Origin of the sequence: Providencia sp. PROV223 (assembly GCF_028479245.1) — a bacterium.
GTDB lineage: Bacteria > Pseudomonadota > Gammaproteobacteria > Enterobacterales > Enterobacteriaceae > Providencia > Providencia rettgeri.
Genome location: NZ_JAMPNG010000002.1, coordinates 1 through 21,975, shown reverse-complemented (window position 1 = coordinate 21,975; position 21,975 = coordinate 1). Strand labels below are relative to the sequence as shown.

The 21,975-nt window shown below is 42.3% G+C and carries 20 protein-coding genes and 1 pseudogene; 8 read left to right on the top strand and 13 right to left on the bottom strand.

Annotation, left to right across the window (positions count from 1 at the left end; all coding sequences use genetic code 11):
• Positions 1-30 precede the first annotated feature (30 nt).
• Positions 31-1,227, bottom strand: coding sequence for a Tet(A)/Tet(B)/Tet(C) family tetracycline efflux MFS transporter (gene tet / locus PR767_RS02895; RefSeq protein ID WP_123382255.1), 1,197 nt, complete (start codon positions 1,225-1,227; stop codon positions 31-33).
• 81 nt (positions 1,228-1,308) lie between these two features.
• On the opposite strand from tet, the gene tetR reads away from it, so the two are divergent.
• Positions 1,309-1,908: a tetracycline resistance transcriptional repressor TetR gene (gene tetR / locus PR767_RS02890; RefSeq protein WP_210845093.1), complete on the top strand. Its 600-nt coding sequence runs from the start codon at positions 1,309-1,311 to the stop codon at positions 1,906-1,908.
• 63 nt (positions 1,909-1,971) lie between these two features.
• On the opposite strand, the gene frdD is transcribed toward tetR, so the two are convergent.
• The 4 genes from frdD to frdA are packed head-to-tail and all read right to left on the bottom strand — an operon-like array spanning position 1,972 to position 5,274.
• Positions 1,972-2,325 (bottom strand): fumarate reductase subunit FrdD, encoded by a 354-nt coding sequence (gene frdD, locus PR767_RS02885; RefSeq protein ID WP_004258620.1) that lies wholly within the window; start codon positions 2,323-2,325, stop codon positions 1,972-1,974.
• 15 nt (positions 2,326-2,340) lie between these two features.
• On the bottom strand, positions 2,341-2,736 hold the full coding sequence (gene frdC / locus PR767_RS02880) for a fumarate reductase subunit FrdC (RefSeq protein ID WP_109911650.1): 396 nt from the start codon (positions 2,734-2,736) through the stop codon (positions 2,341-2,343).
• 14 nt (positions 2,737-2,750) lie between these two features.
• A complete protein-coding gene (locus tag PR767_RS02875) occupies positions 2,751-3,485 on the bottom strand; it encodes a succinate dehydrogenase/fumarate reductase iron-sulfur subunit (RefSeq protein ID WP_272519861.1) in 735 nt (244 codons plus the stop codon).
• On the bottom strand, positions 3,478-5,274 hold the full coding sequence (gene frdA, locus PR767_RS02870; RefSeq protein WP_004258614.1) for a fumarate reductase (quinol) flavoprotein subunit: 1,797 nt from the start codon (positions 5,272-5,274) through the stop codon (positions 3,478-3,480). Before frdA ends, PR767_RS02875 begins: the two co-directional genes overlap by 8 nt.
• Before the next feature lie 803 nt (positions 5,275-6,077).
• On the opposite strand from frdA, the gene epmA reads away from it, so the two are divergent.
• The gene (gene epmA / locus PR767_RS02865) at positions 6,078-7,055 is read left to right on the top strand and encodes an elongation factor P--(R)-beta-lysine ligase (protein ID WP_004908119.1); all 978 of its coding nucleotides are present in this window, start codon (positions 6,078-6,080) and stop codon (positions 7,053-7,055) included.
• A gap of 99 nt (positions 7,056-7,154) precedes the next feature.
• On the opposite strand, the gene glpQ is transcribed toward epmA, so the two are convergent.
• Both glpQ and glpT read right to left on the bottom strand, forming a co-directional pair.
• Positions 7,155-8,228 carry a glycerophosphodiester phosphodiesterase gene (gene glpQ, locus PR767_RS02860; RefSeq protein ID WP_004908121.1) on the bottom strand — a complete coding sequence of 358 codons (1,074 nt, stop codon included), beginning with the start codon at positions 8,226-8,228 and terminating at the stop codon, positions 7,155-7,157.
• Positions 8,229-8,331: 103 nt separating this feature from the next.
• The gene (glpT, locus tag PR767_RS02855) at positions 8,332-9,681 is read right to left on the bottom strand and encodes a glycerol-3-phosphate transporter (protein ID WP_109911651.1); all 1,350 of its coding nucleotides are present in this window, start codon (positions 9,679-9,681) and stop codon (positions 8,332-8,334) included.
• A gap of 438 nt (positions 9,682-10,119) precedes the next feature.
• Here glpT and glpA point away from each other — a divergent pair, with 438 nt between their 5' ends.
• The 3 genes from glpA to glpC are packed head-to-tail and all read left to right on the top strand — an operon-like array spanning position 10,120 to position 14,250.
• Positions 10,120-11,775, top strand: coding sequence for an anaerobic glycerol-3-phosphate dehydrogenase subunit A (gene glpA / locus PR767_RS02850; protein ID WP_109911652.1), 1,656 nt, complete (start codon positions 10,120-10,122; stop codon positions 11,773-11,775).
• Positions 11,765-13,060, top strand: a complete 1,296-nt coding sequence (glpB, locus tag PR767_RS02845; protein WP_272519860.1) for a glycerol-3-phosphate dehydrogenase subunit GlpB — start codon at positions 11,765-11,767, stop codon at positions 13,058-13,060. The genes glpA and glpB overlap by 11 nt, the downstream gene beginning before the upstream one ends.
• Positions 13,057-14,250, top strand: a complete 1,194-nt coding sequence (gene glpC / locus PR767_RS02840; protein WP_109911654.1) for an anaerobic glycerol-3-phosphate dehydrogenase subunit GlpC — start codon at positions 13,057-13,059, stop codon at positions 14,248-14,250. Before glpB ends, glpC begins: the two co-directional genes overlap by 4 nt.
• A 91-nt stretch (positions 14,251-14,341) precedes the next feature.
• On the opposite strand, the gene PR767_RS02835 is transcribed toward glpC, so the two are convergent.
• The gene (locus PR767_RS02835) at positions 14,342-15,010 is read right to left on the bottom strand and encodes a 7-cyano-7-deazaguanine/7-aminomethyl-7-deazaguanine transporter (protein WP_004908130.1); all 669 of its coding nucleotides are present in this window, start codon (positions 15,008-15,010) and stop codon (positions 14,342-14,344) included.
• A 168-nt stretch (positions 15,011-15,178) separates the two neighbouring features.
• Between PR767_RS02835 and tusA the strand changes: the two genes are divergently transcribed.
• A complete protein-coding gene (gene tusA, locus PR767_RS02830) occupies positions 15,179-15,427 on the top strand; it encodes a sulfurtransferase TusA (RefSeq protein ID WP_004908132.1) in 249 nt (82 codons plus the stop codon).
• A 50-nt stretch (positions 15,428-15,477) separates the two neighbouring features.
• Here the strand turns inward: tusA and PR767_RS02825 are convergent, their stop codons facing one another.
• The 3 genes from PR767_RS02825 to PR767_RS02815 all read right to left on the bottom strand — a co-directional run bounded on the left by PR767_RS02825 (position 15,478) and on the right by PR767_RS02815 (position 19,790).
• Positions 15,478-16,404: an Rpn family recombination-promoting nuclease/putative transposase gene (locus tag PR767_RS02825; RefSeq protein WP_117162569.1), complete on the bottom strand. Its 927-nt coding sequence runs from the start codon at positions 16,402-16,404 to the stop codon at positions 15,478-15,480.
• Positions 16,405-16,602: 198 nt separating this feature from the next.
• A complete protein-coding gene (locus PR767_RS02820; protein WP_272519859.1) occupies positions 16,603-19,002 on the bottom strand; it encodes a zinc/cadmium/mercury/lead-transporting ATPase in 2,400 nt (799 codons plus the stop codon).
• A gap of 158 nt (positions 19,003-19,160) precedes the next feature.
• A complete protein-coding gene (locus PR767_RS02815; RefSeq protein WP_004908138.1) occupies positions 19,161-19,790 on the bottom strand; it encodes a lysoplasmalogenase in 630 nt (209 codons plus the stop codon).
• Between the two features lie 121 nt (positions 19,791-19,911).
• Between PR767_RS02815 and PR767_RS02810 the strand changes: the two genes are divergently transcribed.
• Positions 19,912-20,265, top strand: coding sequence for a DUF2500 domain-containing protein (locus PR767_RS02810; RefSeq protein ID WP_109911656.1), 354 nt, complete (start codon positions 19,912-19,914; stop codon positions 20,263-20,265).
• Between the two features lie 5 nt (positions 20,266-20,270).
• On the opposite strand, the gene PR767_RS02805 is transcribed toward PR767_RS02810, so the two are convergent.
• Both PR767_RS02805 and rsmD read right to left on the bottom strand, forming a co-directional pair.
• Positions 20,271-20,567 carry a DUF1145 family protein gene (locus PR767_RS02805; protein WP_004908141.1) on the bottom strand — a complete coding sequence of 99 codons (297 nt, stop codon included), beginning with the start codon at positions 20,565-20,567 and terminating at the stop codon, positions 20,271-20,273.
• Between the two features lie 10 nt (positions 20,568-20,577).
• A complete protein-coding gene (gene rsmD / locus PR767_RS02800) occupies positions 20,578-21,159 on the bottom strand; it encodes a 16S rRNA (guanine(966)-N(2))-methyltransferase (protein WP_164529175.1) in 582 nt (193 codons plus the stop codon).
• A 276-nt stretch (positions 21,160-21,435) separates the two neighbouring features.
• Between rsmD and PR767_RS02795 the strand changes: the two are divergent.
• A pseudogene (locus PR767_RS02795) lies at positions 21,436-21,975 on the top strand (signal recognition particle-docking protein FtsY); the annotation flags it as partial.

The following is a 21,975-nucleotide window of genomic DNA, read 5'->3' as shown; positions in this document are numbered from 1 at the left end:
TCATAGCATTTAAATGAGTTACCCTAACATTTAGCCTGCCGATAGTTTTATTTCTTTTGTTTCTAAAGCTTTTTTAGCACAAAAAAGTAAATAAATGACGATAAGTAACGCATAAAGCATAGCCCCAATCATCCACACCCAACCGTCCCATATCAGCAATGTTTGGCCAAAAATAACGCTAAATAGTAATGGGCCAATTACCCCTGTGGCATTGGTTAAACTCACTAATACTCCTTGTAATTTACCTTGATTAGCGTGATTGACGTGAGCTGACATCAACCCTTGTAGTGCTGGTAATGCAATACTACCACCGGCGAGTAAGATTAATGTAGGGTAAATCATCCAACCTTCGGTGAGTAATGACAAAATAATAAATGCGCTTCCGTCTGCGACAAAGCCGACAATGATTGTTACCTTTTCATTGAATTTTTTGGCAATGGCTCCAGCAATAAAAGCTTGGAATAGGGCATGCATAACGCCTAAGCCCGCCAAAGATAACCCAACTTGCACACTATTCCATTGGAAGCGATTTTCGGTAAATAGCACCCAGGTTGTTGCAGGGATCTGACCAATTAACTGTGCCATAAAAAAGACAAAAAGTAGCAAAATAATGGGTTTTATCAGCTGTATGAAGGGAACTGACAGCTCTACAGTTTCATTTTGATCATTCTGTATGGCATTTTTATTTTTAAAAATAAGCCAGATCACGACAAAAGAGCACGCATTCAAAATAGCCGCAATAACAAAAGGTAAATGTGGGGAAAATTGCCCTGCAAAACCCCCAATCGCAGGGCCGGCGATTAACCCCACGCCAAATGCTGCGCCTAATCGCCCAAACCACTTAGTGCGTTCTTGTGGGGCAGTGTTGTCGGCAATAACAGAAGCCGCTACGGCGCCTGTTGCGCCAGTGATCCCTGAAATTAAACGGCCTAAATACAGCATCCAAAGTGAGCTCGATAAAGCCAATAAACTGTAGTCCAGTACGGCTCCTGCAAGGGAGATCAACAAAATAGGCTTGCGACCGAATTTATCAGACCATCTGCCCAGTATTGGGGCAAAAAATACCTGCATGATGGAGTACAAAGCCAGCAAGATACCGTAATGATTTGCCAAGTTTTCTAGCGTCACATACTCGCGGAGTAAGGCAGGTAAAACAGGCATGATCAAACCGATCCCCATAGCATCAAGGGCGGTGATCGTTAATGCAGTGATCGCAAATTTATTCATTATTCATTTCTCTATCATTGATAGATTTGGAATGTATCCCTATCAGTGATAGAGTGTCAATAGAAAATTAAGGGGAAAGCGATGGCAAGATTGGATAAAGAAACCATTATTACGGCTGCACTAGATTTGCTGAATGAAGTGGGAATGGAAGGACTGACAACGCGAAAATTGGCTCAAAAGCTCGGGGTTGAGCAACCCACACTGTATTGGCATGTAAAGAACAAGCGCACATTGTTGGATGCATTATCGGTTGAAATGCTAAAACGACATCATGACCATCCATTACCTGTTGAAGGTGAAACGTGGCGGGAGTTCTTGCGCCATAATGCACTAAGTTTTCGTCGAGCCTTACTTAGCTACCGTGATGGGGCAAAGGTACATTTAGGCACGCGGCCTAGTGCAGAGCAATACGCCACGGTGGAAAAACAATTGCAGTTTATGATTGATAGCGGTTTTTCATTAAAAAGTGGCCTTTACGCAGTGAGTGCAGTGGGGCACTTTACATTAGGTTCAGTACTTGAGCAGCAAGAACATTTGGCAGCAATGGGTGAGAGAGATGTTGAACAAGACGGAGCGATGCCATTGTTATTAAAAGAAGCTATTCAAATCATGGATAATGATGATGGAACAGAAGCATTTTTGTTTGGTTTAGAATCACTTATTCGAGGCTTTAAGCCCTAAAAAAGAAAAGGTATGACAATGTGCTGTCATACCTTTTATTAAAATAATGTGTGATTGCATTATTTACAGAGTAAATACACCAATAATTGCAATTACACTAATGATTGCTGAGCCACCGTAGAAAACCCATTTTGTCGCAGGGACATGGATTTTAAAGTCGTGCAGCGTATGGTGGATACGGTGCATACCACACCAAACTGGCAAAATAATCATCAGTAATAAGAAAACGCGGCCGATAAAGCTTTGGCTAAATGCCATAATGCGCTCATAGCTCAGCATTTCTGGTGCCACACCGAGAGGAATTAAAATTCCTAACAGAATGATGATTGCAGGGCCAATTACAGCACTCCACATACCACCTGCACCAAATAACCCCCAGAAAATCGGCTCATCGGAACGTTTAGGCGTTAGATTCATCAGATTCTCCTTAGATTAAAATAACAATGCGATTGCTAAGATTGCTGCCGTAACAACAATCGTAAGAGCCCAGAAGCCTTTAACGATAGGCTCCTCAGACATTTTCTTATCTTTTACAATAATACTGACGGCTTTTGGTGCAAGTTTGAACCACGTTGTGGTGTGCAATAATGTTGCCGCCAAAGTAATAATGTTAATGATAAGAATGATTGGGTTGCTTAAGAACCCAACAAAGCCAGCCCATGATTCTGGACCGCTTTTCAGCGCAAATACCCCATACAGGACTAAAATACTGAACCAGACCTGAAGGACGGAGGTACTTTCACGCATGATGTAAAAGCGGTAAAAACCCAGCTTTTGCCACCAATCACCCTTCATTTCTCTGACATAGGGTTTACGTTTCGTAGTCATGACTTCAATTCTCCTTATCGTGGCTTCAGCATGGCGATAACAAAGTCTTGCGCGCTGGCAACTTTCCCTTGTTGGATCGCACCCGCAGGGTCAACATGCTTAGGACAGACTTCAGAACAGTAGCCTACAAACGTACAGCTCCAGACACCATTGTCACCGTTTAATAAGGTCATGCGTTCTTTCGCACCATGGTCTCGGTTATCTAAATTGTAGCGCTCTGCCAATGTGATCGCGGCTGGGCCGATGAACTCTGGGTTCAGTCCAAATTGTGGGCAAGCTGCATAGCACAGACCACAGTTGATACAGCCTGAAAATTGATGGTATTTGGCCATCTGTGCAGGCGTTTGCTTATTTGGGCCTTCAGAAGGTTTACGGTCATTACCGATAATATACGGTTTGATCGCTTCTAAACGCTCAATAAAGTTAGTCATATCAACAACAAGGTCGCGCTCGATTGGGAAGTTACCTAATGGCTCAACTTTCATACCTTGCGGGTATTCACGCAGGAATGTTTTACACGCCAGTTTAGGTACTTTATCCACCATCATGCCGCAAGAACCACAAATCGCCATACGACAAGACCAACGGTAAGACAGGTCTGGAGCGAGGTTATCTTTGATATAGCCTAACGCATCTAACAAAGAAGTTTGCTCGTCGTAAGGGACATCATACGTCACCAAATGGGGCTCACTATCCGTTTCCGGATTGTAACGCATGATCTCCATTTTTAGGTGTTTCATATCATCCATTAGCTTGCTCCTTCTTCGCCTTATCTTGAGCTTCAGCTTCGGCACCGTAAACACGTTTAGCTGGCTGAGATTTCGTGATTTTCACGTCACTGTACTCTAAACGAGGGGAGCCCTCTGGGTTATAGAATGCCAAAGTATGTTTAAGGAAATTAACATCATCACGCTCAGTACAGCCTTCATCGAGACGTTGGTGTGCACCACGTGATTCTTTACGGTTGATTGCAGAGTGAGCCATACATTCCGCCACATCAAGGCCAAAGCCTAATTCAATGGTGTACAGTAGGTCAGTATTAAATACGCTGCTATGGTCGGTAATTTCGACGTGTTTGAAGCGTTCTTTCAGCTCAGCAATTTTATCAACGGTTTTTTGCATTAATTCGGGGGTACGGTAGATACCGCAGCCTTCTTCCATTGAAATACCCATTTCGTCGCGGATCTTCGACCAGCTCTCTTTCCCTTTTTGGTTCATGAGTTTGCTGAGGTCAGCTTCGATATCACGAGTACGGGCTTCGATAGCATTTGCATTGGCTGGTGTTGCTTCAGCAGCATGGCGAGCGGCTTCTTCACCTGCCAGACGACCAAATACAACTAATTCAGCTAATGAGTTAGAACCTAAACGGTTTGCACCGTGCAAGCCAACAGAAGAACACTCACCGACAGCAAATAGGCCTTTGATGCGTGTTTCTGTGCGTTGATCCGTTTCGATACCACCCATGGTGTAGTGAGCGGTTGGGCGAACAGGAATTGGGTCTGTTACTGGGTCAACACCTACGTAGGCTTTCGCCAATTCACAAATAAATGGTAAACGCTCATGCAGTTTTTCTGCGCCAAGGTGACGTAGATCCAGATAGACGACATCACCACGGTGAGTGCTGATCGTACGGCCTGCACGCCATTCGTGCCAGAACGCTTGGGAAACTTTGTCACGTGGACCCAGTTCCATATATTTATTTTCAGGTTTACCCAGTGGAGTTTCAGGCCCCATTCCGTAGTCTTGCAGGTAGCGATAGCCGTCTTTATTGACAAGGATCCCGCCCTCACCACGACAACCTTCGGTCATTAAGATACCTGAACCCGGTAACCCAGTTGGGTGATATTGAACAAATTCCATATCACGCAGCGGCACGCCATGGCGGAATGCGATACCCATACCATCACCGGTTACAATACCGCCATTGGTATTGTAGCGATAAACGCGTCCAGCACCGCCAGTTGCCATCACGATGGCATTAGCACGGATCTGGACTTTTGTTCCTTCCATCATATTTAACGCGACAAGACCACGGACTTGGCCTTCATCAACAATGATATCGAGAACAAAATGTTCGTCAAAACGTTGAATTTGTGGATATTTTAATGAAGTTTGGAACAGGGTATGGAGCATGTGGAAGCCAGTTTTATCAGCAGCAAACCACGTACGCTCAATTTTCATTCCACCAAAACGGCGAACGTTAACTGAACCATCTGGTTTACGGCTCCACGGGCAGCCCCATAGCTCTAGTTGGGTCATTTCTGTTGGGCAGTGTTCGACAAAATAGTCGACAACATCTTGCTCACACAGCCAGTCCCCACCAGCTACAGTATCATTAAAATGATAGTCATAGGAGTCATGAGCCTGAGTAACTGCTGCTGATCCCCCCTCTGCGGCCACAGTGTGACTACGCATTGGGTATACTTTTGAGACCAGAGCAATCTTGATATTGGGATTTGCTTCAGCGGCAGCAATTGCTGCACGTAAGCCTGCGCCCCCGGCCCCGATAATCGCTAAATCGGCATTGAAGGTTTGCACTGCGCTTCTCCATTGTTCAAGTGTAAAATTGATAAATTCTTTTAAATACTTTTGATAATTAGCTACGTCATTTTCAGTTCAACTTAAAGCTAAACTACGAAATATCTGTTTTTTAATAGTAAATAATATAATAGCTAATAATGACTTATCATGCTGTGAATTATAGCGAATAGTCCTCAAGATAAATTTGATATAGAGGGGTGTTTTGGCCAAATTTAGCGATAAAGTGTGAGATAGATCTTCTTTTTATAAATTGTTTTTACATTACTGGATTTTCTAGGCTGTTAACACCGAATAAAAAGGAATTTCAAATGATTATCATTAAATTTACATAGACTTTTAGTGTATAAAACCAAGTGAATTACTCAGGTTTTATCAATAATAAGTGATTAATACTATTATTATAGCTGAAGAGTTTAATTCATATTGAATGCTAATTTGCGAGGAGTCTCACTATTTATTATTTAGAATAAATTTAATTTTGAACAGAAAATTTTAAAATAGATTGAGAAAGCGAATCGTTTCGCTTTTTTAGTAACAGATATGTCACATAATATAAGAATTAATCATGTTTCTGGCTACTTTCATTACTCTTCCCACCTCTGTAGGATAAAGCTAAAAGTAAAGGCTTTGCCTAATCGTATAAAGCAAGAGATAATCAGGCTATCTCTACTTACTCATCATCATGCCGACAGTTGCAAGTATTTACGTTCAGATAAATATGCATTATCAGTGTAAATGCATTGTGTGTTGCCTGTGAGGTGGGTACACTGCACGACTAAGTTTATTTTGGAGTCATCTTAATGAGTGATATAGCGAATTGGCAGCCAACCGCCCCCATCGCTAACCTGTTACAGCGCGCAAAAATAATTGCGGAAATCAGACGTTTTTTTACTGATCGTTGTGTACTTGAAGTCGAAACCCCCGCAATGAGTCAGGCAACAGTCACTGACATTCATCTTGTTCCATTTGAAACGCGTTTTGTGGGCCCTGGTGCAGCGCAAGGTATTAATTTATATTTAATGACCAGCCCTGAATACCACATGAAACGTTTATTAGCGGCCGGTAGTGGTCCTATCTATCAGTTAGGTCGTAGCTTTAGAAATGAAGAAGCAGGGCGACATCATAACCCTGAATTTACCATGTTAGAGTGGTACCGCCCGCATTTTGATATGTATCGCTTGATCAATGAAGTGGATGACCTACTGCAACAAGTTTTAGAATGTGAGAGTGCAGAGCTACTTTCATACCAACAAGCGTTTTTACGCTATTTGGATATTGACCCGTTATCTGCTGAAAAAAGTGAATTACGTGAGGTTGCAGCCCGTTTAGATTTGAGCAATATCGCGGATCAGGAAGAAGATAAAGATACCTTACTTCAACTGCTATTTACCATGGGCGTTGAGCCTCATATTGGTAAAGAAAAGCCTGCAGTCGTGTATCATTTCCCTGCAACCCAAGCGTCTCTTGCCGTAATTAGCACGGAAGATCATCGTGTTGCTGAGCGTTTTGAGGTGTATTATAAGGGAATGGAACTAGCAAATGGTTTCCATGAACTCACTGATGCAAGCGAACAACGCCAGCGATTTGAACAAGACAACCGTAAGCGAGCGGCAATGGGGCTACCTACTGCACCTATTGATGAGCACTTGCTCGCGGCTTTAGAGCATGGTTTACCTGATTGTTCTGGTGTCGCTGTTGGGGTTGATAGGCTGATTATGATTGCTTTAAATGCAGATAAAATCAGTGATGTGATCGCATTCCCTGTCACTATCGCGTAATTTATTTTCAAAACCGATTAGACTTGCTGCCAAACATAATATGTTTGTCAGCAGTCTGAATGCAGCCAAATGGCTGCATTCTTATTTTGTCCCAGAAAACTATTTTTGTTTCTGCTGTTCTAAGAACTTAACCCCTAAGTCAGGGAAGTCTGTGAAGGCGCCATCGACATCGGCTTGGTTATAAATAATGTCATAAAGCTGTTGCCCATCTTTGGCGTATTTTGGCAGCTTATCAACACGGATAGTGAACGGATGCACTGCCATTTTGTTATCATGAGCTTCTTTAACCATGCCATTCACTTTGATATTAGTTGGCGTGGATTCTTCACTAATTAGCATATGATAGTCAGGGCCAATGCCATCTGCATAGGTTGCAATTTCTTTCATTGCACCCGGTTTCATCATCCAATCATAATTGTAATTAACCCAAGTTCCGTCAGGTTTTTGCTCTTGAGTTTCGTTCCAATCGGTGTAAGCAATCAATTGAATTAATTTAAGATCTATCCCCATTTCTGGCATCAAAGTATTTTTGATACGTTTTAGGTCATTAGGGTCAAATGACTGTAGATAAACGTTGGAATCCTTGGTGGTATAGCCATACTCTTTAAGGACTTCGAGTGTTTTTTTGGTGATATCTTTGCCTTCTTGTAAGTGGAACCAAGGGGCTTTAATTTCTGGGTAGATACCAATATTTTTACCCGTTGATTTGTTTAGTCCTTGAACAAATTCAATCTCTTCTTGGAAGGTATGAACGCGGAAGTCTGATTTGCCCATTGGGAAGCGGTTCGGATAGCTTTGCACTTTTTTACCATCAACAATATCAAATCCTTCTGTAAAATTGAGTGATTTGATTTCATCAAGGGTAAAGTCAATCGCATAGTAACGGCCATCTTTACGGGCGCGATCAGGGAAACGTTCAGCAACATCTGTCACGCGATCGAGATAATGGTCATGTAAGACCACGAGCTCGTTATCTTTCGTCATAACTAAATCTTGCTCAAGAAAATCAGCACCTTGTGCGTAAGCCATTGCTTTTGCAGGTAGGGTATGTTCCGGTAAGTAACCACTTGCACCACGATGTGCAATGACAACTTTACTTGAAGCTTGAGCTACAGCAGACACTGACATCACTAAAACCATACTAGCCACCAATGTTTTTAATGGAAAGCTCATGATTATATCTCCTTGGCACTTTATTTGGGTAAAAAAATGGGCTACATCATTTTTTGATATAGCCCACGAGTCTAGCGATTAACAATGAACATTTGATGAATGTTTATTGTGAGTTTGCTAATTCACGTTTATGTTTGCTTTCGCTCAACATCACGATAAACAGTAGAACAACGGCCAGTGCTGAACCACCGATCATGACTGCGAAGCCACCGTCCCAACCGAAGTAGTCTACGGTATAACCAACGATAGCACTTGCTGCTACAGAACCACCGAGGTAGCCGAACAAGCCTGTGAATCCTGCGGCTGTACCTGCTGCTTTTTTCGGTGCAAGTTCAAGGGCGTGCAAACCAATCAACATAACAGGACCATAGATTAGGAAACCGATGATCAACATACATGCCATATCAACATTTGGGTTACCAGCTGGGTTCATCCAGAACACGATAGTTGCAATGGTTACCAGAACCATGAAGAACACACCAGTGGCTCCACGGTTACCACGGAAGACTTTATCCGACATCCAACCACACAGTAACGTACCTGGGATACCTGCGTATTCATATAAGAAGTAAGCCCATGAAGATTTGTCCATTGCGAAGTGTTTAACTTCACGCAGGTAAGTTGGAGACCAGTCCAAAACACCATAACGCAGTAAGTAAACGAACACGTTAGCAATCGCAATCATCCATAATAGTTTGTTAGGGAAAACATACTTCATGAAGATTTCTTTTGCAGTTAACTCTTGCTCATCTGATGCTTTATAGTCAGTTGGATAGTCGTTTTTGTACTCTTCAATTGGAGGAAGACCACAAGACTGCGGGGTGTCGCGCATTAATGCAAATGCAATGATTGCAACAAGGATAGCAGCCAATGCAGGCATATACAGCGCAGCTTTCCAGTCGTTAAACCATGCCATACCTAACATGAACAGTAATGGAGGGATACCACCACCGACGTTGTGCGCACAGTTCCAAACCGAAACGATACCGCCACGTTCTTTTTGTGACCACCAGTGAACCATGGTACGTCCACAAGGAGGCCAACCCATACCTTGGAACCAACCACAAAGGAACAGTAATACGAACATTACCATGATGCTCGATGTTGCCCATGGCACGAAGCCCATGACTAACATCACCGCGGAGGCGAGAATCAAACCTGCTGGTAAGAAATAACGCGGGTTTGCACGGTCGGAAAACGACCCCATAATAAATTTAGAAAATCCGTAAGCAATTGAGATCCCTGATAATGCAAAACCAAGGTCACCTTTAGAGAAACCTTGTTCAACAAGATATGGCATCGCTAACGCAAAGTTCTTTCGGACTAGATAATACGCTGCGTAACCAAAGAAAATACCCATGAAGATCTGCCAGCGAAGCTTACGATAGACAGGATCTACCTTATCAGCTGGCAGCCTCTGTATATGAGGTGCTGGTTTAAAAATGCTTAACATATACGCCTCCGATGGCATGCTAATTTTTATTTACACTTCCATTCTCTACTTCAGAGAAATATTGAGTGTTTATTATTGGTGAAGTAACAAAAACGAAAATAATCGAGTAATTTAAGAGTCTTTATTTTCTTAATTGCTCTAAATTGTAGTCGTTAAAAAACAATTTATCTGTAATCCAACGCACAATTATTGATTTTGTTTATGAGGTTGCATAGTAAATGACATTTGTGAATGGAATGGAACTAGAAATGTTAATTATTTTGTGATTTTCATCACGATTTTGCTCTTTAAAACACTGGGAATGGATCTATTGCTTTCGTTTTTGTTCCTTATCAAACATTGATCGCGTTTCTGGACTATATTTAATAATAGATTATAAAAATAGAACCTATACTTATCTATTATAGAAACGTTTATTATTAATGTGAGGAATGCGACATGAATGGCTCATCTGTGACTGAAACGGATGTCATCATTATTGGTGGTGGCGCAACAGGTGCAGGGGTCGCTCGTGACTGCGCTCGCCGAGGTCTAAGAACCGTTTTACTCGAAAGGCATGATATTGCGACTGGTGCGACCGGGCGTAACCATGGATTACTTCATAGTGGCGCGCGCTATGCAGTCACTGATGGTGAGTCTGCCAGAGAATGTATAGAAGAGAACAAGATTTTAAAGCGTATCGCGCATCACTGTATTGAGCGAACAGATGGTTTGTTTATTACCCTCCCTGAAGACAGCTTAGAGTATCAGCAACAATTCATTACGGCTTGCCAAACTGCAGGCATTGATGCGACGGCGATTGACCCTAAAGAGGCGATTCGTCTTGAACCTTCCGTTAACCCACATCTAATCGGTGCGGTTCGTGTTCCTGATGGCACGGTTGACCCATTTCGTTTGACTGCAGCAAATATGTTAGATGCCAGAGAGCATGGCGCGAAAGTGTTAACTTATCACGAAGTCATTGGTTTGATTCGTGACAGTGATACTGTACGTGGCGTGACGGTTTATGATCACCATGCCAAAAAACAGTATGATATTTATGCAGAAATTGTCGTTAATGCAGGCGGGATTTGGGGACAAAAAATCGCAGAGTATGGCGAATTAAAAATTAAAATGTTCCCTGCAAAAGGGGCATTATTAATTTTAGGTCACCGCTTGAATAACATGGTGATAAACCGCTGCCGTAAACCTGCAGATGCCGATATTTTGGTTCCCGGCGATACGATTTCCCTGATTGGCACCACATCGACTCATATTGAATATGATCAAATTGATAATATGTATGTCACCCCTGAAGAGGTGGATATTCTTATTCGCGAAGGTTCAATGCTGTCTCCTGCACTTGCGACAACGCGTATTTTACGTGCGTATGCAGGGGTTCGACCATTAGTTGCCAGTGATGATGACCCATCAGGGCGTAATGTGAGCCGTGGTATTGTGTTGTTAGACCACGCTAAACGTGATGGCTTAGAAGGTTTCATCACCATTACGGGTGGCAAGTTGATGACTTATCGCCTGATGGCGGAATGGGCTACAGATAAAGTTTGCGAAAAACTGGGTCATAGCGCCAAATGTACAACCGCAGAAGCGCCGTTACCGGGCTCGCAGCACAGCGCAGAAGAAGCCTTACGTAACGTTGTTTCTATTCCTGCTCCTATTCGTGGCTCAGCGGTTTACCGTCATGGCGATAGAGCTTCTGCCATTCTCAGTACGGATAGGCTCGATAAAAGTTTAGTTTGTGAGTGTGAAGCCGTTACTGCTGGTGAAGTACGTTATGCTGTTAATTCATTGACGGTCAATAACTTGCTTGATTTAAGGCGTCGTACCCGAGTGGGGATGGGAACTTGCCAAGGTGAATTATGTGCTTGCCGGGCTGCAGGCTTACTCAATCGTTTTAATGTCACAACACCTCATGAAACAGAGCAACAACTGGGCCACTTCCTGAATGAGCGATGGAAAGGTGTACGTCCAATTGCTTGGGGGGATGCACTGCGTGAAAGTGAATTTACCAGTTGGGTATATCATGGATTATGTGGCATGAACGAAGCGACACTAGGTAAGGGTGCACAGAAGGAGGCTGATAATGAAATATGATGCTGTGGTAATGGGCGGCGGCCTAGCCGGGTTACTTTGTGGTATTCGTTTAACACAATCAGGCCTGTCTTGTGCAATTGTTAGCGCCGGGCAAAATGCGCTGCATTTTTCTTCAGGTTCATTAGATTTACTTACACACTTACCGGATGGGCAAGTTGTTGAAAAGCCATTAGAAATGTTAAATGCTTTACAAGCGCAGGCTCCGACTCACCCTTATAGTATTATTGGTCAGGATCAGGTTAGCGAATTGGCGAATCTGGCTCAATCCTTATTACAACAAAGTGGCGTTCGTTTAAAAGGCAGCAGTAAAGAAAATCATTATCGCATTACACCTTTAGGCCATAAACGCATGACGTGGCTTAGCCCTGAGTCTGTCCCAACGGTGGGTTTACACCAAAAAATGGCAATGGGGAAAATTGCAGTTGTTGGTATCGAAGGGTTTTTAGATTTCCAACCACAAATGGTGGCGGATGAACTACAGCGTGATGGGATAGAAGCCAGTTCTCATTATGTTCATTTACCTTTACTTGACCGTTTGAGAGAAAATCCGAGTGAATTTAGGGCAATTAATGTCGCTCGTTGGTTGGATAGGCCGGAGAATATGGCGCAAATGGTTGAAGAAATTCTCCCGTTAGTGGCTGATGCCGACACCATATTCATGCCTGCTTGTGTAGGACTTGATAGTGATGAGCCATTAATTGAGTTACAAAAACGGTTAGGTAAACCCTTATTCTTACTGCCGACTTTACCGCCATCATTATTAGGTATTCGTTTACATGAGTTGCTATTGCGTCAATTTCGTCGCCAAGGCGGTATTGTGATGCCTGGTGATAAAGTCACTTCAGTGAATTGTATCGATGGGGTAATTGATTCGGTACAAACTCGCAATCATGGTGATATCTCTTTAAAAGCTAAGCATTTCGTTCTAGCGGCAGGGAGTTTTTTCAATAATGGGTTGGTAGCCGAATTTGACCGTGTCTATGAGCCTTTGATGCAATTGGATCTGTGTGAAATTTCAGAACGTGCAAAATGGACCAATAAAGAGTTTTTCGCTTCCCAGCCTTATATGGCTTTTGGCGTGAAAACCGATGAAAAACTACGCGCACAAAAAGAGGGAAAAGCCATTTCTAATCTTTATGTAGCAGGTGCCGTATTAGGCGGTTTTGATCCTCTTACTCAAGGTTGTGGTGCGGGCGTATCAATGATTAGCGCATTATATGTAGCGAATCAAATAATCAATGAAATGAGTAAAAATAAAGCGATGCAGGCGGAGGTGGCGCAATGAGTATTCAAGATGCAAGCTTTGAAAGCTGTATTAAATGCACTGTGTGTACTACTTATTGCCCTGTTGCAAAGGTTAACCCTCTGTACCCTGGTCCTAAACAAGCGGGGCCTGACGGTGAGCGTTTACGTTTAAAAGACCCAATGTTATATGACGAGGCACTTAAATATTGTACTAACTGTAAGCGTTGTGAAGTGGCTTGCCCATCTGATGTAAAAATCGGTGATATTATCGCACGCGCACGTAATACTTATAGCCAGCAAAAACCTAAAATTCGTGATGCAATATTAAGCCACACGGATTTAATGGGCTCGTTATCGACACCATTTGCACCCGTGGTGAATACCATTACAGGGTTAAAACCGGTTCGTCAAATTCTTGATAAAGCATTGAAAATCGACCATCGCCGTGAATTACCTAAATATTCGTTTGGGACTTTCCGTCGTTGGTATGCAAAACAAGCTGCTGAACAAGCCAAATATGAAGAACAAGTTGCATTCTTCCATGGTTGCTATGTGAACTATAACCATCCTCAACTTGGGAAAGACCTGATCAAAGTCTTCAATGGGATGAATATTGGCGTTCAATTACTTAAACGCGAAAAATGTTGCGGTGTTGCGTTAATTGCCAATGGGTTCATGAAACAAGCGAAACGCCAAGCGAATGTTAATCTTGAATCATTACAAGAAACGATTCTTGAGAAACATGTACCTGTGGTGGCGACATCATCAACCTGTACCTTTACTATCCGTGATGAATATACCCATGTTTTAGACGTCGACACTTCAGCGATGCGTGACAACATTGAGCTGGCAACACGTTATATCTATCGCCTACTTGAAGAAGGGCGTGAATTGAAGCTCAAACACACACCGTTAAAAGTGGCCTATCACACACCATGCCACATGGAAAAAATGGGTTGGACTTCCTACACGTTAGAGTTAATTAAACGTGTACCAGGTGTTGAGCTGATTGTGCTGGATTCACAATGTTGTGGTATTGCTGGAACATATGGTTTCAAAAAAGAAAACTATGAAGTTTCTCAAGGGATTGGCGCAGGATTATTCCGCCAAATCGAAGAAAGTGGCGCTGATATGGTGATTACTGACTGTGAAACCTGTAAGTGGCAAATTGAGATGTCGACAAGTAAGAAGTGTGAGCACCCGATTTCACTCCTAGCAAGAGCGTTATAGCATGTAATTAATTGAATTGTAGGGTTGTTATTCTTTGTTTTAGCTCAGTTAAACTTATTTGGAGATAGCATTTAGCTATCTCCTTTTTTGTTTAGTGCTGATTGACTAACTGTTTTTTATCTGAGTTTGCAAAGAAATATTTCAAGATAAAATTCAAAAGCACACCATAAGCAGGTAAGAAAAATAGCATGCAAATAAGTAACTTGAAAACATAGTCAACTAACGCGATTTCGACCCAGTTTGCGGCCATAAAGGGGTCGCTACTGCGGAAAAATGCAATAAAGAAGAATGCGATAGTATCAATTAAGTTACCAAAGAACATAGCGCAGGCAGGTGCCACATACCAACGTGCATTTTGGCGCAACTTATTGAATACGCTGACATCTAATATTTGCCCAAGTACGTAAGCCATAAAGCTTGCCGCGGCGATACGAGCAACGAATAGGTTGAACTCAGATAAAGCGGTAAAACCTTGCCATTCACCTTGGAAAAACAACGCTGAAATAACGTAGGAAATCAGTAATGCAGGCAACATGACCGCAGTTATAATTCGGCGAGCCAGCGGTGCACCATAGATACGTACGGTTAAGTCAGTAGCAAGGAAAATAAATGGAAAAGTAAAAGCACCCCAAGTGGTATGGAAGCCAAAAATATTAATTGGCAACTGCACGAGGTAGTTACTAGAGGTAATGATTAAAATATGAAATAACGAAAGCCAAATTAACGCAGTGGCTTTTTGCTGCGCAGTAAAATTAAACATATTGTACCTTTTTAGTCACAATGGGGTGAGGGAACCCATGAAATACATCCCAACATTTGGGAACAGCGCATCATACGCTCGTTGCGCAACAAAAGCAAAACTGTTCATTTATCAATGAGCGTTTTATTATATAATCAGTCTATTGATTCCTTTTAGAAGTGTTTTTTAATGTCTGATTTATTTGCTAATCCAACGAAAACCCTTGATACGCTAGGGTTACGATGCCCAGAGCCTGTGATGTTAGTGCGCAAAACAGTTCGTAATATGGCTGATGGGGAAACGTTGTTAATTATTGCTGATGACCCAGCAACCACACGCGATATCCCAGGTTTCTGCCGCTTTATGGAGCATGATTTATTAGCGGTAGAGGCTGAGAATGCTCCGTATCGTTATTTGTTACGTAAAAAATCGAGTTAACCGCCATTAGCTAATTGCATTGTATCAATCCCTGCCAAAAGGCAGGGGGATTATTGTAGATTTAATACTTCCTGATGAGTTAACCCAGTGAGCTGACAGATAAGCTCAATACTTGTACCGAGTTGTAAACCTTTCAGAGCAACTTCATGTTGTTTTTTGTTTGCTCCAATATCTATGCCTCTATTTACACCAATATCTATGCCTTCTTGTATTCCTTGATTTTTTAATCGTTGCGCAATGTTCATAATCGCCTCTTGGTTATTTTCAATTTGATCAATAAGTTGGTTAACCACTATTTCAAAGTGAGGTGAATCCATAGTAATAAATAAGTAATTGAAAATAGTGATGATGTCATCGCTATGATGATAATTTTGATTCATCGCTTCAGCTAGCAACTGCGTGACTTTTTCTATGTTATCTCTTAAGTCCCTATGCTTCATCGCGAGTTCCATAACCGCAACTTTGCGATGGTTTACGAGTTCATTATCATCAATGACAGTAATATCGACGAGCGGAAATGGTTGACTATATAAGTTTGATGCAATTTCTGGCCACGGAAAACAGTGTGTCCACGGCTTAGCATATGGATAAGGCGTTACCTTTCCATGATAAAATAAAACTGGCACAACCAGGGGCAAATCATGATGGCCTTGTTGTAAATGTTGATTCATGGCAAGGAACGAATAATGCATCATCCGCCAACCCATTAGCTTATCGGGTGTTGATTGGTGTTCAACTAACATATAAATATAGCCTTCACCTTGCTGTGTCTCGACAGTGTAGAGCATATCCGAAAGACGAGTTCGTAGCTGGTTATCAATGAAAGAAGAATTTGTTATCGCTAATGTTTTGAAATCACATAATTGCTTAATATGGCTGGGTAAGTGAATATCAAAAAAGTCACGTGCATTATCAAGTTTAGACATAAACCCTTTAAATGCAGCGTCATGTGGCGTTGAACTGTGATTTTTTACCATACCCAATACCCGCTAATACCTTGCCAAAAGAGTGATTTTCAAAATGCATTTTAGCGGAATCTGGGGTTGATGGAGAAAAAGTTAGTCCTAATTCTTAAGTTAAAATTGTATTTAACGTATTGTAATAACAGTATTTATTGGAAAGGTTGTAAAAGAAAAAACGCCACTTATTGTGGCGTTTAAATCAGTTGATATAAATTACTTTTTCACTTGAGGTAATTTAACGCGTAATAGGCGCACTGCGTTTGCTGTTACGAGTGCTGTTGCACCGGAGTCAGCAAGAACGGCGACCCAAAGCCCGGTAATTCCCAACAAACTGGTGACGAGGAATACGGCTTTTAACCCTAAGGCAATCGCAATATTTTCACGAATGATTTTTCGTGTTGCGCGAGATAGCGCAATAATCTCTGCGAGCCCAGTTAAACGGTTATGAGTTAACGCGGCATCGGCAGTCTCTAATGCCACATCCGTACCACTGCCCATGGCAACACCGATACTAGACGCTTTCATTGCTGGAGCATCATTAATGCCATCACCGACCATCATCGTGCTGTGGTTTCGGTTAAGCTCCATAACCGCAGTGACTTTATCTTCCGGTAATAACCCTGCGCGGTATTCCATGCCTAATTGGCCTGCAATAGCACTTGCTGCTCGAGGGTTATCACCTGTCAGCATCACGGCATTCACGTTGAGCGCTTTTAGCATGCTCATCGTATCCGCAGCATCTTTGCGCAATGTATCTTGCAGTGCGGTTAAACCAATCACGCGGTTATTTTCGAGTGTGACAACAACGGTTTTCCCTTCTGCTTCTAAGGTTTCTACTTTACTTTGCCACTCACTGTTTAATGGCGTATCAAGGCGGTTTGGTGCGCTAACAAGGATATGTTTGTTATTAAGGTATCCTTCAATTCCTTTTCCTGCCAGTGCCTTACGCTCTTGCGCTTCAGTGACAGTCAAAGAAAGTTCTTCCGCTTTATTAACTACTGCTTTAGCAAGTGGGTGGTGAGAGCCAACTTCAACAGATGCGGTGATTTGTACTAATTCACTTTCTGACAAGCCTTCAACAGGGACTAAGTTAGTGACATGGGGTTTACCTTCTGTCAGTGTGCCCGTTTTGTCTAAAGCAATGGTCGTGATAGTTCCCAGTTGCTCCAATGCGGCTCCCCCTTTAATTAAAGCACCGCGCCGTGTAGCAGTTGCTAATGCGGAGGTGATTGCTGCAGGGGTTGAAATCACTAATGCACAAGGGCAACCAATCAATAACAGTGTTAACCCGCGATAAATCCATGTTTCCCATGGTGCGCTGAAGAAAATAGGTGGAATAACAATCACTAATGCGGAAATCAGCATGATGATTGGTGTGTATACACGGCTAAAGCGATCAATAAAACGTTCTATTGGTGCGCGACGTTCTTCTGCTTCTTCAATCAGCTGTAAAATGCGGTCAATCGCATTTTGACCCTGTTCTGATACCACCTGCATTTGAACGGCTCTATCAACAGATAAGCAACCTGCAGCCACTTTATCTCCAACATTACGTTCGACAGGTACAGATTCACCCGTTAATGCACTTTCATCAAAGCTGGCAAAACCAGATACTAACACGGCATCGGTAGGTAAACGCCCACCTGGTGCGATTTCGATAATGTCCCCGGGACGTAACTGCGCAACAGGAATAGTTGTTTTTTGCCCATTTTTGATTAAAACGGCATCTTCTGGAACCAGTGCCATTAAGGCGCTAACACCTCGTCTGGCCCTTCCGGCAGAATAAGATTCCAACATTTCGCCTAACATAAACAGTAAGATAACCATTGCGGCTTCTTCTGTTGCTTGAATAAAGATTGCGCCTATTGCGGCAACCGTCATCAATGTTTCGATGGCAAAAGGTGAACCCGTTCGCATTAAGCGTAATGATTTACGGGCAATTGGGTATAACCCAAACAGGGTGGTTAAAATAAAGGCAATATTACCCAACTGTGGATTGATAAATTCAATCCCCCAACTAATAGCCATTAAAATCGCTAAAATAATGACGGGCTTAGCTTCACTAATTAAGCTTGGTGGAGCTGCTGCCGCACTATTGCTACCGACTTCAAGTAATTCATAACCCGCAGTTTCAACGGTAGAGCGAACTGCCACACTAATATCTGTGTTGGCATCAACCACAAGTTTTTCTGTGGCAAATAATACTTTGGCTTGTTTTACTTCACTGATTTGCTTAACTGCAGTTTCAATTTTATTTGCGCAACTTGGGCAATCCATACCACGGATTATCCAGCTAAAGCGCTGGCTAGCCGCTTGGGTAGGCTCAACTTCATTCGCGACATCCGGAGTTAAACCACAGCTATTACCATGCTGGTGGTTATGTCCCTTATGATGATTGTCATTTACTGCATGCTCATGTGCAGAATGGCCCCCGATATGATGATGAGCTTCTTCATCGTCATCAGGGTTTTTCTTCACTGCACTGTGCTCGGAAGTATGTGAGTCGTTACTCACTTTTTTGTCATTTTCAGCGATAGCAGATGAGCAAGTACTGTTACTAGAGCAACAAGAACTGCTATGTACATGATTTTCTTTATGAGAGTGTGAGTGCATAAGCGCCCCCTTATCAAACAATGATTCGTTTTATCATTCATTGTTGATAAGTCTACACTCTGGAGTCTACTCCAGAGTCAAACCAAAAAGGGGGAGCCAATTGATAAAATTCTCAAATAGCACTTTTAGTCAATTGGCTTAGTCTTTGCGGGTAGTAATTACAAGTAAATTGCCCGCACAATAAAGAACTGCCCAAGGAAATAGAGCGCTGCAACAACAGCTTTTGAAGCTTTAAATGGAAGACGGAATCGAGCAATTAGCCAAACACAGTTAGAAAGAAATAGCAGAGATGCACCAACCATGATTGAAAAATTATATTCACGGCCGAGACCAAAATATTGGTCACCAGCAACCCATGCCATAATCATACACATTATTAGTGATGCAAAAACAATGGCTTGAAGATTTTCAAGTTTGCCCCAAATAAACACTAAAGTAATGGCAGCGACAATCAGAGGGGCGGCTAGCCAAGGTAGATAGAGCCCGAAATTTAGCTGCATTCCAAAGCTGATGGTGTAAATCAAATAACTTAAGAACATCAATGCGACAGAAGCTAGTAAGTGCTCACTTGAAAGCATACGAGAAAGATCTGCAACAAGAGAAACTAGCAATCCAGCAAGAATGAGGTAGTTTTGCAGGTTAAGATCATCGGAACTCCACCCCCAAAGTAATAAAAGCAGCAGTGTGATCGGGCGAAATAACCAACGTTGCCACCCAGGTCCTCGGTAGGCGGCATCGACATATAACCAACCAGAAAAGAGTACTGCGAGGAATGGCCAACTAATCATATACACATCCTTATATGTTCAATGAATGACACGGCAGTGGTCTGGCAACTTAGAAACGTGTCCTGTTTAGTTAAATAAGATAAACTATCATGACGGATTTTTTAAGTGAAAAGCATACATTATGAACAAGCCCATACTATTGATCATTGTTTTAGCGGTTATTGCGGTTCTTGCTACTAAGCGTTTTTTTGACCAACGCAAGCAAAATGAAATTAATGATAACTCTTTGCTGGTGAGCTATTTGGTCAAGGTGGATAACAAAAAGGATTACCCTTATCCTAATATGCGTTCTCGTGAACGAGATGTTGTTTCCCCTGAAACCTTCCGCTATGAAATTTATTTCAAAACGCGCTCAAGCGGCGAAATTATCAAAACGATTGTGACAGAAGAACAATACCAAAGCGTAGCGTTAGGCAGTGAAGGAAAACTCACGATGCAAGGAACTCGGTTTATTCGTTTCGAGCCTGCATCATAAAGTTTTTACTGGTCTGATTGCCTTTTCTTTGCTTCTTCTAAAGCGGCTTTGGTTTTTTTCTGCATGGCTAACATTTCGAATACGCCAAAAAAGAAAATGCGTAGTTGAACTAAACCAGAGATTTTTTCCCCTTTAGGAAGCGTTGCTTTTAGGAAAATAGTTTGCAGTGCATGCATAAATACCATGAACACCATTGCAATATCCATGAAATATTTCAATGGCTTAGGGAATGGATGGACGAGGTTAAAGACCATAAAACCCCAAACGCAAATCATGAGCAGGCGTCCAATATTGATAAACATGTTTTTGTCCCTAAAGTGAAGTTCGAATAAAAAGGCGATATGCGACTTGCCCAGCTATTTTTTCGCGATGAAGTTGCCAGTTAGCTGGAATGTCAGTAAGTGGTGACTCCGCTTCTGACTCAACGTATATCCAGCTTTCTTCAGCTAACCATTGATTTTTTTCTAACAATTGAATGGTTTCATTGAGCAGTCCTTTGCGAAATGGTGGGTCAATGAAAACGACATCAAAAGGTGTACCTGCTTGGCTTAAAAAATTTAGGCTGTTGTGATTCACTACGGTTGCGTTATCAGCTTGTAAGCGAGTTTTATTTTCAGTCAATAATTGGGCGTTGTGTTTATCGAGCTCAATAAAGGTGACTGTTTCTGCAAAACGAGAAAGTGCTTCAAAGCCCAGTGAGCCACTGCCTGCGAAGCAATCTAAGCAACGCGCATCTCGAATGATTGGCATCAACCAGTTAAATAACGTTTCTTTAATTCTGTCTGTAGTTGGGCGTAAGCCCTCACTATCACGAACTGGCAGCTTTCTTCCGCGCCATTTTCCACCGATAATACGAATTTGCCCTAAAGAGGGGGATTGTGGTTTTTTTGCCATAATGTTTATTGCTGCTTAACGGGTTTATGTACTTAAATTTGATTGTTACTATTGTATACCTGTCAGGCGATAAGTTGCAGTGTTGTTATCTCTGATTGGCCGTATTTCAATTATAGTGCTTCATTTTCACAGTTTTAACACGAAAATTCAGATTAAATTGGCAGGATTTTTCTTTCAGATATGTGTTGCTGAGCGATGAAATGGTAGACTGCATATAATTTTATTGCGATTTGATTATCGAGTGCCATATTTTTACCGCGAGGAGTGTAGTGGCAAATGGCTAAAGACAAGAAAAAAGGTTTTTTTTCATGGTTGGGGTTTGGGCGTAAAAATGAAGAAGAAACCCAGCAACAAGAGCAACAACAAACTCAACAAAATGATGTGGTTAATGACGTCGAAAACCAATCAACCCATGAAGCTGCGGTTGATGCCGCAACAGCCGAAGCGGAACGTCAACATCAAGCTGAGCAAGCTGCTATTAAAGCGGCAGAAGATGAAGCTCAGCGTCAGTATGAAGCACAACAAGCTGCGATTGATGCGGCAACCGAGCAAGCAGAACGTGAGCGGGAAGCTAAACTAGCAGAGCTTCAAGCTGCCGAAGAGCAAGCGGAACAAGCACGCCAAGAAGCCGAAGAGAAAAAACTGGCGGAAGAAAAAGCCGAGCGTGAACGCCAAGAAGCGGAAGCAATGCGTCTTGCTGAAGAAGAAATGGCACGTCAGCGTCAAGTTGAGTTAACTGCGATTCAAGCGGCAGAGGAAGCGGAAGAGCAGCGTCGCCAAGCAGAGTTAGCTGCAATTCAAGCCGCCGAAGAACAA

Bases quoted from the DNA above. Each gene is read 5' to 3' on its own strand.
- tet (WP_123382255.1), bottom strand. From the start codon at position 1,227: ATGAATAAATTTGCGATCACTGCATTAACGATCACCGCCCTTGATGCT.
- tetR (WP_210845093.1), top strand. From the start codon at position 1,309: ATGGCAAGATTGGATAAAGAAACCATTATTACGGCTGCACTAGATTTG.
- frdD (WP_004258620.1), bottom strand. From the start codon at position 2,325: ATGAATCTAACGCCTAAACGTTCCGATGAGCCGATTTTCTGGGGGTTA.
- frdC (WP_109911650.1), bottom strand. From the start codon at position 2,736: ATGACTACGAAACGTAAACCCTATGTCAGAGAAATGAAGGGTGATTGG.
- PR767_RS02875 (WP_272519861.1), bottom strand. From the start codon at position 3,485: ATGGATGATATGAAACACCTAAAAATGGAGATCATGCGTTACAATCCG.
- epmA (WP_004908119.1), top strand. From the start codon at position 6,078: ATGAGTGATATAGCGAATTGGCAGCCAACCGCCCCCATCGCTAACCTG.
- glpQ (WP_004908121.1), bottom strand. From the start codon at position 8,228: ATGAGCTTTCCATTAAAAACATTGGTGGCTAGTATGGTTTTAGTGATG.
- glpT (WP_109911651.1), bottom strand. From the start codon at position 9,681: ATGTTAAGCATTTTTAAACCAGCACCTCATATACAGAGGCTGCCAGCT.
- glpA (WP_109911652.1), top strand. From the start codon at position 10,120: ATGAATGGCTCATCTGTGACTGAAACGGATGTCATCATTATTGGTGGT.
- glpB (WP_272519860.1), top strand. From the start codon at position 11,765: ATGAAATATGATGCTGTGGTAATGGGCGGCGGCCTAGCCGGGTTACTT.
- glpC (WP_109911654.1), top strand. From the start codon at position 13,057: ATGAGTATTCAAGATGCAAGCTTTGAAAGCTGTATTAAATGCACTGTG.
- PR767_RS02835 (WP_004908130.1), bottom strand. From the start codon at position 15,010: ATGTTTAATTTTACTGCGCAGCAAAAAGCCACTGCGTTAATTTGGCTT.
- tusA (WP_004908132.1), top strand. From the start codon at position 15,179: ATGTCTGATTTATTTGCTAATCCAACGAAAACCCTTGATACGCTAGGG.
- PR767_RS02825 (WP_117162569.1), bottom strand. From the start codon at position 16,404: ATGGTAAAAAATCACAGTTCAACGCCACATGACGCTGCATTTAAAGGG.
- PR767_RS02820 (WP_272519859.1), bottom strand. From the start codon at position 19,002: ATGCACTCACACTCTCATAAAGAAAATCATGTACATAGCAGTTCTTGT.
- PR767_RS02815 (WP_004908138.1), bottom strand. From the start codon at position 19,790: ATGATTAGTTGGCCATTCCTCGCAGTACTCTTTTCTGGTTGGTTATAT.
- PR767_RS02810 (WP_109911656.1), top strand. From the start codon at position 19,912: ATGAACAAGCCCATACTATTGATCATTGTTTTAGCGGTTATTGCGGTT.
- PR767_RS02805 (WP_004908141.1), bottom strand. From the start codon at position 20,567: ATGTTTATCAATATTGGACGCCTGCTCATGATTTGCGTTTGGGGTTTT.
- rsmD (WP_164529175.1), bottom strand. From the start codon at position 21,159: ATGGCAAAAAAACCACAATCCCCCTCTTTAGGGCAAATTCGTATTATC.